General features: G+C 33.2%; 12 protein-coding genes. 1 reads left to right on the top strand and 11 read right to left on the bottom strand.

All coding sequences use genetic code 11. From position 1 onward, the window contains the following. Positions 1–71 precede the first annotated feature (71 nt). Both ACJDUG_RS05340 and ACJDUG_RS05335 read right to left on the bottom strand, forming a co-directional pair. Entirely contained in the window at positions 72–1,019 is a 948-nt protein-coding gene (locus ACJDUG_RS05340; RefSeq protein ID WP_406768869.1) for a glycosyltransferase family 2 protein, read from the bottom strand. A 35-nt stretch (positions 1,020–1,054) separates the two neighbouring features. Beyond that, on the bottom strand, positions 1,055–2,512 hold the full coding sequence (locus ACJDUG_RS05335; protein ID WP_406768868.1) for a glycosyltransferase family 39 protein: 1,458 nt from the start codon (positions 2,510–2,512) through the stop codon (positions 1,055–1,057). Between the two features lie 253 nt (positions 2,513–2,765). On the opposite strand from ACJDUG_RS05335, the gene ACJDUG_RS05330 reads away from it, so the two are divergent. Continuing rightward, complete coding sequence (locus ACJDUG_RS05330; protein WP_406768867.1) at positions 2,766–3,449, top strand: deoxynucleoside kinase; 684 nt, start codon at positions 2,766–2,768, stop codon at positions 3,447–3,449. Positions 3,450–3,543: 94 nt separating this feature from the next. Here ACJDUG_RS05330 and ACJDUG_RS05325 read toward each other — a convergent pair whose 3' ends face one another. The 9 genes from ACJDUG_RS05325 to mmsA all read right to left on the bottom strand — a co-directional run bounded on the left by ACJDUG_RS05325 (position 3,544) and on the right by mmsA (position 15,347). Next, positions 3,544–4,740, bottom strand: coding sequence for an oxygen-binding di-iron domain-containing protein (locus tag ACJDUG_RS05325; RefSeq protein ID WP_406768866.1), 1,197 nt, complete (start codon positions 4,738–4,740; stop codon positions 3,544–3,546). 115 nt (positions 4,741–4,855) lie between these two features. Next, complete coding sequence (locus ACJDUG_RS05320; protein WP_406768865.1) at positions 4,856–6,181, bottom strand: GH1 family beta-glucosidase; 1,326 nt, start codon at positions 6,179–6,181, stop codon at positions 4,856–4,858. 55 nt (positions 6,182–6,236) lie between these two features. Then, positions 6,237–7,253, bottom strand: a complete 1,017-nt coding sequence (locus ACJDUG_RS05315) for a LacI family DNA-binding transcriptional regulator (protein ID WP_406768864.1) — start codon at positions 7,251–7,253, stop codon at positions 6,237–6,239. A 59-nt stretch (positions 7,254–7,312) separates the two neighbouring features. Then, the gene (locus tag ACJDUG_RS05310; protein ID WP_406768863.1) at positions 7,313–8,872 is read right to left on the bottom strand and encodes a glycoside hydrolase family 43 protein; all 1,560 of its coding nucleotides are present in this window, start codon (positions 8,870–8,872) and stop codon (positions 7,313–7,315) included. Positions 8,873–8,896: 24 nt separating this feature from the next. Then, entirely contained in the window at positions 8,897–9,736 is an 840-nt protein-coding gene (locus tag ACJDUG_RS05305; protein ID WP_406768862.1) for a carbohydrate ABC transporter permease, read from the bottom strand. Beyond that, the gene (locus tag ACJDUG_RS05300; RefSeq protein ID WP_406768861.1) at positions 9,733–10,707 is read right to left on the bottom strand and encodes a carbohydrate ABC transporter permease; all 975 of its coding nucleotides are present in this window, start codon (positions 10,705–10,707) and stop codon (positions 9,733–9,735) included. The genes ACJDUG_RS05305 and ACJDUG_RS05300 overlap by 4 nt, the downstream gene beginning before the upstream one ends. A 161-nt stretch (positions 10,708–10,868) precedes the next feature. Then, positions 10,869–12,299, bottom strand: coding sequence for an ABC transporter substrate-binding protein (locus ACJDUG_RS05295; protein ID WP_406768860.1), 1,431 nt, complete (start codon positions 12,297–12,299; stop codon positions 10,869–10,871). A gap of 289 nt (positions 12,300–12,588) precedes the next feature. Then, positions 12,589–13,812, bottom strand: a complete 1,224-nt coding sequence (gene mmsB, locus ACJDUG_RS05290; protein WP_406768859.1) for a multiple monosaccharide ABC transporter permease — start codon at positions 13,810–13,812, stop codon at positions 12,589–12,591. Then, positions 13,812–15,347, bottom strand: coding sequence for a multiple monosaccharide ABC transporter ATP-binding protein (gene mmsA / locus ACJDUG_RS05285; RefSeq protein WP_406768858.1), 1,536 nt, complete (start codon positions 15,345–15,347; stop codon positions 13,812–13,814). Before mmsA ends, mmsB begins: the two co-directional genes overlap by 1 nt. Between the last annotated feature and the right edge of the window lie 7 nt (positions 15,348–15,354).

Raw genomic sequence — 15,354 nt, 5'->3', positions numbered from 1 at the left:
ATTGTGGTAAAACTTTACTAATAAAAAATATGAGCAGTAATTAGTTTAATCTAATTACTGCTCGTTTTGTTTCACTTTGAACTATCCTCAATATTAATTTTACTTTTAATTATGTATAAAGGACGTCCTTTCATTTCGTCATTCATTCTAGAGATATATTCCCCTACAACTCCTAATGAAAGCATTTGAACCCCGCTAAAAAAAGTAATTGCAACCATTATAGAAGTCCAGCCTCGTTCAACATTTCCATTTACAATCTTTATTATTAATGAATATATCAATACAATTAATGACAAAGCAACTGATAATATGCCTAGGTGTGTAATAATTTTTAAAGGCTTATTTGAAAAGCCTATTATTCCATCAGCTGCAAACTTTATCATCTTCTTAAAGGGATATTTGGTTTCTCCAGCAAAGCGTTCGTTTCTTACATATTCAATTGCTATTTGATTAAAGCCTATCCAAGAAATCATGCCTCTAATGAACCTATTTTTCTCAGGCATCGCCAAAAATGCGTCTGCTACCTTGCGGTCTATTAATCTAAAATCCCCTGTATCACTAGGTATATCAATATCAGACATAAAATTTAAAAACTTGTAAAAATATTTTGCGGTAAATAATTTAATCCAGGTTTCCCCTTCTCTCTTTCTTCTTTTTGCATATACAACTTCATAGCCTTGTTTCCAAAGAACAATCATATCCTTTATAAGCTCCGGCGGATCCTGAAGATCAGCGTCAATTATTACTATGGCATCACCCTGAGCCGCTTTAACTCCTGCAGTAACGGCCGCTTGATGTCCGAAGTTTCTTGCAAAATTTATTATCTTTACTCTGTTATCCTTTAATGCAAGTTCTTCCAAAATCGCTTGGGTATTGTCCTTACTGCCATCATTTACAAATATAAGTTCATAGTTTTGTTCATTTTTCTCCATTTCTAAGGTAAGCCTTTTATAACATTCCCCTGCAACAGCCTCTTCGTAGTACATTGGTACAACTATTGAAAGTAAAAATCCCTCCACTCGTAATCTCCCCTTTTAAAGTTCATTTTTTATATTTAAATTGTTATATGTTTTCTTGCAGGTATATTACAGACATTCCTATTTCTAACTGCAAAAATCACTAGTAACCATGCTGCTATAAAGCCGTATCTTTCTTGGGTTTCAGTAATTAGATAGAGAAGTACAAACCCTCCAAAAAGTATAAAAAAGAAATTCATTTTTTCAAAGTCCTCATACTCCCTTTTATACATTGCAATTAGTATTCTTATTAATAAAGAAATATAAATTAAGTTACTTAAAATATTAATTTCAGATTTTGCATATTTCATAAAACTTGCTGCATTTGTATTATCAGCATCCTCAACTGACCAGCCATATGCACCGAAATCTCCAAGCCCCCATTGCGTTGCAAGTTTTACCACATAATGAAAAGCTACTTTATATATAGGAGTCTCTGTAAGTCTTTGAATTATAATTTTTTTTGAAGCCTCTTTAATAGCTTTGGGGTCATAATTAAACTTATAAGGAATACTAGCGTCCTCTTTATTCCATCTTCCATAGTGCGCAATATTTGTACCTTTAAGAATAGAGGTAATTGCTGGTTCCTTCGAATTCCACAATTGAACTTCAGTAATTCCTGTAGAAATCAGTGTCTGGCTAACTAAAACCAATAATAATGTAAAACTTATAATTATTTTTATGGATGATTTTAACCCTTCTTTAAATCCTTTATAAATTAAAAGATACATTATAAATGCTATTAAAAATACTTCTCCTACCATTCTAAACATATTCCCTATCGATAAACTAAGCCCGCAAAGAAACAAGAAAGTATTTCTATTATTATTCTTGAAAGCTTTCAAAAACAAATAAACACTAAGTAAATAAAAAGGTAATGCAATATTCTCAGACATTGCCTCTGATGTATACATTATATAAGCAGGAAATACTGTCATAATAATAGACCCGATAATTGCACTTTTCTTTCCAATAGCTTCTTTAATAACAAGATACAATAAAAAAACTGAAGCAGTTTCATAAATTATATTTAACAGTTTAATTAAAGGTAGTGGATTATTTGTAAGGTGATAAAATAATGAGAAATATAAAACAGTAATAGTATCATGTGCAAATCTAGCAAAATAAGAATTATCTTTAAACATATAAAATTGACCTTTTGCTACATCAGCCGCAGATTTATACATAAGTCCAAAATCTGAGGTAGGATTTGTGGGAATGTTTATTACCCAAAATACCCTGATTATTAAAGCTGCAATAATAATAAAAACTATTACTTTTTCATTATTAAAATCTAATACTTCAGCAATTTTGTTCTTATACTTTCTGTATATTATAAAAATAAAAAAATAAAAAACCAATGTTAAAACGCAAAATATCTTATTATTACTAATGTAAAAGAAGTAACCAACATAAATTATAGACATAATTAAGGCAAAGAAAAGAACAAACATAACAGCAGAATTTAGAAATCTGCTAAAGTATCTATTAAACATTAGTAACCCCCTAGTAAAATAAAGCTATATTAATACATTCTTCAATAATATCATCCTATTATTTACACCCTTATACAATTTATACTTTTTTATACTATAATAACATATATTTTTGATTTTGAATACATTTCAGTTATATATATACATTTGGTGAACTTTATGTTAATAAAATTATAGCAGCTATTATATTTGTATAAACAGCAAAGAAATATTATAATTTTATTGTAACTATATAATTTGAAGGAGAATTAAAATGTCCTTTTATAATAAAATACTTAAACATGTTGGATACGGAGGATATAATGCAATGAAAGAAAATAACTCTATTATTATAGATGCTGTTGTAGGTGCTGGTAAGTCTGCACTAATGCAATTATTAGAAGAAGCTAGAAGTTTTAAAGCCTTCCCTGAACCGGTAGTAAACAACCCTTTGCTGGATGATTTTTATCATGACAGGCAGCGATACAGTTTTCCATTACAGATTTTCTTTCTAAATAAGCGCTTTAAGCATATTAAAGAAGCGTCAAAGTTAGAAAATGCTATTATGGATAGAAGTATTTATGGAGATGCTATTTTTTCTAAGCTGCTTCATGATAATAATGAAATGTCCACTGTAGAATTTGAACTATACTGTGAACTGCTGCAAAATATGCTGGAACATGTTCAAAAGCCCAAATTGATGATTTATCTTGAAATAAGCACAGATGAAGCAATAAAAAGAATAACTAAAAGGGGCCGTTCTTATGAATTAATAGTAGAAAGAGACTATTGGGAACACCTTAATAGGGAATATAGAGCATATTTTTCTCAGTATGATATATCCCCATTGTTAACCATAAGCGTTGACGGGCTTGACTTTATTGGAAACGAAAAGGATAAGGCATATATTCTAGACTTAATTGATAATAAACTGAGAGAAATAGAAGGCAAAGTCTAATTATAGGTTACAAGACAAGGGGCTGTCGTATATATTGCGATAGCCCCTTAATTCATAGATTTTATTTTATAAAACTATGTAATTGCTTTGTAAATTATTGATTCATGGAAGCTGTAACTGCTGCAGCAAATTCTCTGCCAAATTTAATGCATTCCTCTAGATCCTTCTCATCAGGCATAAATTTTATTTTTAATCCTTCCTGTACAACATTAACTTTTGCCTTTTGTAAATAATCCGTAAGGAGCTTTGGACTTTCTCCACTCCAGCCATAGCTTCCAAAGGAGGTTCCTACTTTATTAATAAACTTCAGGCCCATTAAATCTTCTATAACAGGCATTAAGGAGGTTAACAGTCCATTATTTACTGTTGAGGAGCCTAGTATTACACCTTTAGATTTAAACACTTCTGCCATTACATCATTTCTGTCAGCTGTGGAAATATTGAAGATCTTATAGCTTATTCCTTCCCGGCCTATTCCCTTACCTATAAATTCAGCCATTTTATGAGTTGCGCCCCACATTGAATTATATATTATCACCACACTGTTTTCTGATTTACCCCTTGCCCATTCATGGTACTTTTCTACAATCTGCATTGGGTCCTTTCGCCATATTATGCCATGGCTTGGCGCAATAATATCAATAGGAAGATTTAGCTCTTCAAGCATTTCTATTTTCTTAGTTACCATTCTGCTAAAGGGAGTTAAAATATTTGCATAGTATTTCAGTGCTTCTTGATAGACTTCAGTTTCATCAACTTCATCATTAAAAATTCCTGAGGAAGCAAAATGCTGGCCAAAAGCATCATTAGAAAATAATATATTCTCTCCATCTAAATATGTAAACATACTGTCTGGCCAATGCAGCATAGTGGCCTCAATAAAGGTTAAATTATTTTTTCCTATATTTATTTTTTCACCGTTTGAAACTATCTTTAAATTCCAATCCTTATGATAATGTCTCTTAATACTTTCTTCACCTTTTTTGGAAACTATAATAGTTGCACTTGGAATATATTCCATTATAGCTGGAAGTGCGCCTGAATGATCTGGCTCTAGGTGATTCATAACTACATAATCGATAGCCTTAATGTCTACAACTTCACTTAAGTTCTCAATAAATCTATCTGTAAGGGGCTCCCAAACAGTATCTATCAGTACAGTTTTTTCATCTTTAATTAGGTAAGAATTATAGGTACTTCCTCTATGAGTAGATAACTCGTAACCATGAAAATGTCTCACTTTCCAATCTGTTGCACCAACCCAATAAATATTATCTTTTAACTTTTTCATTGCCTTCCTCCTTTCTGTTCCTTTTATTTTTATCCAATTAACCATATTCTATGTAAAAATACAAGATTTAAAAATATCTCAAGCTAGAAAATAAAATTCTAACTTGAGATATTTTTTATACTTCATGGTTTTTAATAATTTCTGCATATTTATAAAAACTGTCCTTTTTTATACGCTGCTGAGTTTCAAAATCCACGTACACTATTCCAAACCTCTCCGAGTAGCCATGAGCCCATTCAAAGTTATCTAAAAGAGACCAGCAAAAATATCCAGCAACATTTAAGTGCAATTCATTCATTTTTGCTACTGCCTGTAAATGGCTTAGTAAATAATTAATTCTTCCTGTATCCTGAATATGACCTTCCTTTATAGTATCTCTCCAGGAAGAACCATTTTCTGTAATATAAATAGGTAGATTTGTATATTTTTCTCTAATCATTTTTATTAAATCAATAAATTCATCAGGAGATATATCCCATCCCATATCTGTTTTAGGGTAGGAGGAATAAGCAGCACTGCATAGGGAAAGAGCCAATGAATCAAACTTAACTATGGAGCGATTATAGTAGTTTACTCCTAAGAAATCACACTTTTCGCTTATAATATCAAAGTCACCCTCTTTTATAAAGGTAAAATCAGAACAGCGTGATGAGTACAAATTTACTATATCTACAGGATAACTTCCTTTAAATATAGGCTCTAAGAACCATCTGTTAAAAGTACCATCCATATTATTTGCGGCTAGTTTATCTGAGAAGCTATTACTTGCAGCATATGCTGGTGTAAGGTTTAATGTAATTCCAATTGGCTTTTGAAAGCCTAATTTATGATAGGCTTTTACTGCCAATCCATGGGATAAAAGCAGATGATGGGCTACCTTTAAGGCTGCAGATATATCCTTTTTACCTGGTGCATGCTCTCCTATGGCATTTGATAAAATTGAAGTACACCAGGGTTCATTATGGGTTATCCACATGTCTACCAGCTCATTAAGCTCTGTAAAACATTTCTCTGCATATTCTAGAAATAAATCAGTTGAATTTCTAACTTCCCAGCCACCCATATCCTGCAGCCATTGCGGCAAATCCCAATGATATAGAGTAACTGCCGTTTTAATACCTTTGCCTTTAAGCTCTGTAAGTAAATTTTTATAGAATTCCATTCCCTTGGGATTATATTTACCATACTCAGGGAATATTCTTGGCCAAGCTATAGAAAATCTATAAAAATCTGCACCTAAATCCTTAATTATTGAGATATCTTCTTTATAGCGATGATAGTGATCGCAAGCCACTGTACCATTATCCATATTAAAAACATTACCTTCAGTATTTGCAAAGGTGTCCCAAATAGAAGGGGTTTTGCCGTCCTCATTATAAGCACCTTCTATTTGATAAGAGGAAGTAGCTACGCCAAAAATAAAATCTTTATTAAAATTCATATTTTTCCCTCCTTGTACTGCACTAAATGATAATTAATCATTTAGCTTCTTGTAATTATATTCTCATGCAGCTGTTTCTTACTATTAATTTAGTTGGAACTCTATTTTCAAGATCTTCCTCAATAGGCCTGTTTTCTATTAATTTGATCAGTGTATCAGCTGCTTTTTTTCCAATTGTTTCTCTATCCTGTTCAATTGTAGTAAGTGAAGGTGATGTGAGCCCTGATACCCGTAAATTGTCGAAGCCAACAACAGATAAATCCTCAGGAATTCTAAAACCCTGTGCTTGAAATGTAGTCATGGCAAATACTGCCGCCTCATCATAAGCTATATAAACAGCGGTAGGTAAATCGCCTATACATTGCTGCAATAACTTACTAGCTGCTCTTGCACCTGATTCAGGAACGTAATCTTCAGCTTCTACTACATAATTTGGGTTTTCTTCAATTCCTTTTAATTTTAAAAATTCTTTATAAGCTGCATATCGTTCCTTACCTGCAACACTATAAAGCGGACAAGCAATATGAGCTATTTTTCTATGGCCAAGAAAATAAAGATACTCCAAAGCCTGCATTGTGCCCATTCTGTTATCTGAAATTACAGTATACTTCCCTGGGTATACCATTTCTACAGATACGCATTTAAGATCGCTGGATAGAACACATTGAATTTCATGTGTATGTGTAGCACCAGCTGCAAGAAGCACTCCATCTACACCTCTATATAAGCAATGTTCAAGATAGGATTCTTCCTTATTTCCAATCTTTTTATTAACAAAAAGAACATCATAACCGTATTCCCAGGCTCTGCTTTGAAAGCTTTGCAAAATTCCGCTAAAATGGGGATGTGCTATACCTGTTCCTACATCTTCAGATAAAAGCACTCCAATAAGCCAAGTTTTTCTTGTAGCTAAGGCTCTTGCATTTGTATTGGGTATATATTCAAGCTCTTCTGCAGCATCCATTACTTTTTTATAGGTCAATTCGTTAACGCCATTATAGTTGTTAAATACCTTAGATACAGTAGCAGGTGAACAACCTGCCAGCTTTGCTACATCATATATTGTTACCACAATTTTCTACCTCGGTTCCTAAATTATATCTTACATTATATACCATACAAATTTGTACTTCAATCTAATACCGTATACTTAAAATAAAAGAAATCTGCATATGAACTGTTACTTTCTAAGTCCTGAGAACCCATACCTACAAAAGCACCAGTAAAGCCCATAGGATCAGCATATTCATCAGATATGATGCTTGAATCAATTTTGTAGGATATTACCTGCCACTTTAGATCCTCCTTGGCATAAGAAAAGTATCCAAATCTATTTTTCACTGTAAGCCTTAGATAAACCTTTCCACTTCCTACAGGTATTTCTTTATCTAATAAAGGCATTGAAAAATTATTTTTATTAAAGCTAAGTATTGCTAATGACTTTTCTCCAAGTTCCTCATTATAAGCAAGCCTCAAGTAATACTGGTTTTCTTCATCATAGCGATAAATAAGCCCTGCCATCTTTTGAAAATGATCAAAGGGCAAAGATAGGCAGGTTTCAGCTTCAAAACTAAAGGCTGTCTGTCTTCTCACTAGCATATTCTGATTATGAACTGAGGATAGAGATTCCTTGCCATATAATCGTAATATACCATCTTTAAGGAGTTCATATTTCGCTGGAACTCTGAGAGACATAAAGTCATTTTTGAAACTTTTATCAGTAAAATTATATAGAGTTTCCTTATTTTCTAATTTGTCACCATAGCCTTCAAAGCTTTCTGGAGGCAGCATTGTAAAGTCTTTAAGATAAGGCCATGCATCCTTCCAAATAACTTCTGCGATGGAGGTTTCCCTTCCAAGAGGACATCGCATACTTTCATCTATAGGACGTCCGCAGAGAAAGGCTGCGAACCATCTTCCATCAGGTCCTCCACATATGCTTCCATGTCCAGCTTTCTTAATATAAGAATTAGGAGCACCCTTTGAACTTACCAAATGTTTATTTGGATGAAGCTCATAAGGCCCCTCAATGTTTTTCGACCTTGCTACAGTAACTGCATGGTCATAGGAGGTTCCCCCTTCTGCGGTAATAAGATAATAATAATCCTTCACCCTATAAAGATGAGGTCCTTCTACCAAGCCTCTATCGGAGCCTTTAAAAATCTTTACTGGTTTTGAAATAGGTTTTAAGGTTTCTGCATCAAGTTCAGTAAGCAGAATGCCCGTGAATTGAGCGTCTCCCAGTTTCCTATAATCCCATTCCATGTTAACTAAATATTTTCTTCCATCACTGTCATGAAATAGTGATGGGTCAAAGCCTGAACAGTTTACAAATACTGGGTCACTCCATGGCCCCTCAATATTTTCTGATGTTGTAATATAATTAGGTGTATCTTTAAATGGACTAAAGGTCCATGTTTTTACATCAGTAAACACTAGATAAAATAGGCCCTTAAAGTAGCTAAGACAAGGAGCCCAAATTCCACCTGATTTAGGATTACCCCTCATATTTAGCATATGAATACTATTAAGTGGTGCAGGGATGCTGCTCCAATTTGCCAAGTCCTTTGAGGAGCTGATACAAACTCCTGGAAAATATTCAAAAGTAGAATTTGCAACATAAAAGGTTCCATCCACACAAATCATGCTTGGATCTGGATGAAAGCCAGGAAGTACTGGATTCTTAATCATTTTAGCACCAACCTTCTGGATAATTTATTCTTTTACTGCCCCCATAGCTATTCCATTAACAATGTACTTTGAAAAAATAGCATAAACAACTATTATTGGCACAATTGATACCGCAAGACCGAGATAAATGCTGCCGTATTCAGTTCTGTAGGTATCACCTCTTAAGGTTTGTACAAGCATTGGCAAGGTGTACAGTTTCATTTTTGAAATCATAATAAAAGGTGTAAAGAAGTTGTTCCAAGAGGCAACAAAGGCAAATATACCCATAGTGAAGGCACCTGGTTTTGCAATGGGAAGCATTATATTATGAAATATTTTTAATTCACTGCAGCCATCTATTCTGGCAGCATCAATTAAGTCTTTGACAATTACAGCATCTAGATACTGCTTTGCAAAGAATATGGAGCCCGGTGCAGCAATTGCAGGTAAAATAAGCGGAATATATGAGTTAATAAGTTTTAAATTGGACATATATCTATAGAAGCCAATTATTGATACCTGTGTAGGTAATAGAACCAAAACAATTACAAAGCCATAAATAAACTTATTATATGAAAAATCATAAACATGAATAGCATAGGCAAACATCATAGAGAAATATACAGTTAGAACAGTAACAGAAACAGAAATTTCAATGCTGTTTAAGAATCCACGTGAAATACTAAAGCCTCTTCCTGTAAGGGTTTGCCAGTTTCTTATAAGATTATGTCCCGGAAGTAAACTTATGCCTTGCTGTATTTGAGCAGTACTTCGGGTAGAATTAACTAGTAATATCCAAAGAGGTAAAACACATATAACTAATAAAATAACTAATACAGCGTATACGAAGATTCTTAATAGTCTTGTTTTCATTTTATAACTCATGCTGTTATATCCCCCTTTACTGCTTTTTTAGCTGTACTTTTACTCCCCTTGGGTTCTCTATCTCTAAGCAATCTTAATACTATTAGTGCTGCAATACTTGTTACTATAAATATCATAATACCAACACTGGCTGCTGCTCCAATATGGCCTTTACTGCTTGAAAATTTCATATACATAAGTACATTCATAGTCATAATTGAACCATTAGGGGAGCCTCTTCCATCTGTAAGCATATAAGGAATATCAAACATTTGCATACCACCTACTAAGGAAGTAACTAATGTGTAGACAAGTATAGGTCTTAGAAGTGGAAGCGTTATTTTTCTAAACATCTGCATACCGCTTGCACCGTCAACCATTGCTGATTCATAATAACTTGGGGAAATAGAAGTCATACCTGCCATAAGAATAATAAGGGTAGAACCAAACCACATCCACCACTGCACAAAAACAACTATTGCCTGTGTCCAACCTGTGCTTCTAAAATAATCAATAGCACCATTTACAATTCCGGAACGCACAGTGATCTGATTAATAGGACCATAAAGTGAAAATAGATTAAAAAATAACACAGCTATAGTAGCTGGCATAAGAAGATTTGGTAAATAATAAATAGCACGCCAAACTCCTACAAATTTCAATTTAAGTCTAGTGCTTGTAAACCAAACAGATAAAAGCATTGCAAAGCCAATCTGTGGTATAAAATTAATTAGCCATATTTTCCATGTATTTCCTAAAGCTTGAACAAAAAATTTATCTTGAAAAAGGTTTTTAAAATTGTCAAGTCCTACAAGTTTATAGCCGTCACCCATAAGTGTCATATTTGTAAAGCTTAAATAAAAAGTATATATCAAAGGATAGAAACTAAATGCTAAAAAGCCAATTATAAAGGGAGCAGTAAATAAATAGCCATAGTAATTCTTATTTATTTTACCGCTGCGTTTTTTTAATTTAGAAGTGCTATTTAACACGGCAAAACTTCCTTTCTCTAAAAATCAAACTTCTTAAAACAACTTAATCTATTAAGGATGTAGCTAATTTAAAATTAATTTAAACTCTTCATATCTCCAAATTATTGATAAAATCTGCGATGCTAAATAAGCACCGCAGATTTTATCTATAAGAAATGAGCTTAATTTACAGTTAAATCCGGTAAGGCATTTTTAACTGCATCTTTAAATTGCTTTATAGCCTCGTCCTTTGTAGCTTTTCCAGAAGCATAGTTTGTCATAGGATCATTTAACGCACGCTGAATAGCATCATCTGAAGCTTGAATTAATTTAAGGCTTATATTTGGTGCTATTTGTGCAAAGTTCTTATAGGAGTTTTGTCCAGATAAGAATTTGCTAGTTGTAGCATTATCAAACTCAGGTATTATTTCATTAACTACCTTTTGACTTGATACAAAGTCTCCAGCGCCTTGAGCTAGTTTGTCACCTATAGTTGGATCTATTTTCTTTAAGTAATCATTTGTATAAACACCAGTTGCCCAGTTTTTAAGTGTAGTTGCATTTAAAGTACAGAATTTAATAAATTCTTTAGCTAAGTCTTGGTTTTTTGAATCTTTTAATGCACCTATAAAGGTTCCACCCCATTGATAAGGCATTGGTCCATCTATGCAAGCCCAGTCGCCAGAAGTATCTTTTCCAACTTTAGCAGTCTTATCAGCATTGTCCTTTGGAGCAGCATTAGGCATTAATGTATATGGAAGTCCCCAAGTAGGAAGCAAATAACTAAATACTTGTTTTGCATTACCTTTTGCATCTACTAGAGAATCATTCATTCCAGCAAACCAGCCTTCCTGCCACTGTGTAGCTTGAGCTTCATAACCATTTTGTCTGAAGGATTTTGCCATATCTAAAAGTTCATTAACCTTGGGATCGATTACAAGTTTGTTATCAACTACCCATGGAGACTTACGATTAGCAAAGTATAAATTAGCAAAGTCACCTGTAGAAGCTACCATATAGGTATTTCCATTGGACTTTTCTTTAACTGTCTTAGCTGCCGCTTCAAACTTACTCATATCTGAAACTAGTGCTTGAATTTTAACTGGGTCATCAGTTCCAAAGTATTGTTTTGCAAGGCTTCTTCTATAGAACATTGCACCTGGAGTAGCTTGATAGGAATAAGCTTTTGTCTTACCCTCATATGTTCCGATATCTAAAGTAAATTGGTATGTTCCAAGATCTTTAGCTGTAGGTAATAAATCTGATAAATCTGATAAGTAATTACTTTCAACATATTCTCTTACAAAGGAAATTTCTAGTGAAACAACATCAGGTACATCTCCTGACTGAAGTGTTGATTTTAGTTTTGTTTGGAATTCGCCATTTGTCATAGGAATCATGGTGTATTCTATTTTTACGTCTGGATGTTCTTTTTGGAATGCCAAAGCCATGGTTTTTACTTCATCAGTAAAAGACCAAACCTTAAGTGTCTTAGTAGCAGTACCAGGTTTATCAGTGCTTGGCCCATTTGTCGCAGCTGAATTAGAGCAGCCCGCGAATAGACCTACTGTCATTAGACAAGAAAGTGCTAATGCAAGAGTCCTTCTTTTCATTTTTTACCACCCCATAAAAATAATTTTAAACTAATGTCAATTATGGAAACCGGTTTCATTCCATAATTAAATATTATCATAGTTGCATTTATTTTACAATATATTTTTTCAATTTTCTTAATAGTTTGTTAATATATTTAAAAACGGGCTTATCAGCCCAAATACAAAGTATTAATTCATTGAAATGATCATAGATTTTAAATAAGCTATATGTCAAACAATTAACAAATAAAGTAAACTTATATTATATGTTTCGAAACCGCTTTCTATGACAGTTTTCTATAACTTCTTAACTTCTTTCCTTCTTTTTAGAGAGAACATCAAAGGCCACAGCCATTAGAAGTACAAAGCCCTTAATAGTCATCTGCATATCGCTGCCTACACCTATAATAGACATGCCATTGTTAAGAACACCCATAACTAAGGCTCCTATAATCGCTCCAACAACCGTTCCAACGCCACCATAGGCTGAAGCTCCTCCAATAAAGCAGGCAGCAATAGCATCTAATTCAAAATTCATTCCTGTTTGCGGAGATGCAGCGTTTAGACGAGAACTAAAAGCTATTCCTGCAACTGCAGCTAGAACAGCCATATTAACATAAGTAAAGAACAGCACTTTGTTTGTATTAATACCTGAAAGCTTGGCAGCTTTTTCATTTCCACCCATGGCATATATAAATCTTCCTTGAACAGTTCTTGTGGTAAAGAAGGAATAAATAAATATTAATGCCCCGATAACTAGCAATATTACTGGAATACCCTTGTATTTTGCTAACCAATAAGAAAATAGATTAATTACAAATAAAATAACTATAATTTGAGAAATAAAAAGTGGTAAGGATACCTCATCCAAATTATATTTTTGTCTTTCCTTTCTCTTTTTTGCCTGCACAAACACATAAATAACTGATATTATAACTCCTAATAAAATTGCAGTAAAATTTAGTTTTGTCCCAAAACCTTTAAAAATATCTGGCAGAAAGCCAGCACTGATTATTTGAAACCTTTCGGGAAAGGGTGATAATGTAAGGCCTTTAAGCATTGTAATAGTTAGCCCTCTAAACATAAGCATGCCTGCTAGCGTAACTATAAAAGCTGGTATTCTAACGTAGGCAATCCAAAATCCCTGCCAAAGCCCAACTATAACTCCAATTAAAAGGCAAATTGCTATAGCAATTATAATATTTATTTTCATGTTTATCATAAGAATTCCAGCGATTGCACCAATAAATGCACATAGGGAGCCCACCGATAGATCTATGTTTCCACCTGTTAAAATGCAAAGAGTCATACCTATTGCTAAAATAATAACATAGCTGTTTTGAAGTATTAAATTAGCAACATTCATTGGTACAAGAAGTATGCCTTTGGTTAATATTTGAAAGAACACAATAATAACTAAAAGAGCAATAAGCATGGCATATTGTTTAAAATTGCTCTTAAAAGTATTTTTAATAGTTTCAGAAGCCTTTTGTTTTAATTCATTATTAGGAGTATTCTTAACTGTTTGCATTATACAACCTCCCTGTTACTCTGCATTATGCACTTCATAATACTTTCTTGAGATGCATTATTTTTCTCAAGTTCTCCAACAATTCTTCCCTCATTCATTACATAAATCCTATCACACATTCCTAATATTTCAGGCAATTCTGAGGAAATAAGTATAATTGCTTTTCCCTCTTCTGCTAATTTGTTTATTATAGTGTAAATTTCATATTTAGCTCCTACATCAATTCCCCTAGTTGGCTCATCTAAAATTAGCACCTCTGGATCAGTAAATATAGACTTACTCAGTACCACCTTTTGCTGATTTCCGCCTGAAAGATTTCCCGTTCTTTGTAAAATACTTGAGGATTTTATATTTAATCTCTTTCTATAATCTTCAGCTAGTTTAAACTCCTTATTTTCATCAATAATCTGATACCTGCTTATTTTAGAAAGTTTTGAAAGAGAAATATTTCTTTTTATATTGTCAATTAGAACAAGTCCTGCTGCTTTACGATCTTCTGTAACATAGGCTAAGCCATTTACTATGGCCTGCCGTACATTTTTTATTATTATTTCTTTACCATCCTTTATAACCTTTCCAGTAATGTGTTTTCCATATGCTCTGCCAAAAATACTCATAGCAAGCTCTGTTCTTCCTGAACCCATGAGCCCTGATAAACCAATAACCTCTCCTTTGTTTACTTTAATACTTACATCTTTAATAACCTTTCTGCCTTCAATTAAAGGATCAAAGACATTCCAGTTCTTGACTTCGAAATAAACCCGACCAATTTTAGTTTCTCTTTTAGGAAAGCGATTTAGTAAGTCCCGACCTACCATTCCTTTAATAATTATATCCTCACTTACATTATTTTCGTTTCTTAAGGTTTCAATTGTTGCTCCATCCCTTAATACTGTAATTGTATCTGCTACCTTTAAAACCTCATTAAGCTTATGAGAAATAAGGATTGAAGTTATTCCATCCTTTTTAATCTCCAATATTAGATTCAATAAATTGTTGGAATCCTCTTCGTTTAATGCTGCTGTGGGCTCATCTAAAATAAGTAATTTTACCTCCTTTGCTAACGCCTTGGCAATTTCAACTAGCTGCTGCTTTCCTACTCCAATATCTTTGATGAGCGTTTGTGTTCTTTCCCTAAGCCCAACTTTTTTTAAAAATTCAGCTGCTTGTTTATGAGTTAAATCCCAATGTATGATGTTGTTTTTTGATCTCTCGTTACCTAAAAATAAATTTTCGCCTATTGAAAGATATGGTATAAGTGCTAGTTCTTGATGAATTATAGCAATACCTATTTTTTCACTATCCTTTATTGATCTAAAAATACATTCTTTACCTTCAAAATTTATTTCGCCGCTGTAGGTACCATAGGGGTATATTCCACTAAGCACACTCATTAATGTAGATTTACCAGCCCCATTTTCTCCAACAAGTGCATGAATTTCGCCTGATTTTACTTTGAAATTTACATTATCAAGTGCTTTAACCCCTGGAAAAAGCTTAGTAATATTTTTCATTTCAAGTATAAATTCAGCCATACCCTCA

The sequence above is a fragment of the Candidatus Clostridium stratigraminis genome (genome assembly GCF_045310675.1).
GTDB lineage: Bacteria > Bacillota > Clostridia > Clostridiales > Clostridiaceae > Clostridium_AT > Clostridium_AT stratigraminis.
The sequence above is the reverse complement of the archived record's forward strand: the minus strand, read 5'-3'. Positions and strand labels throughout refer to the sequence as shown.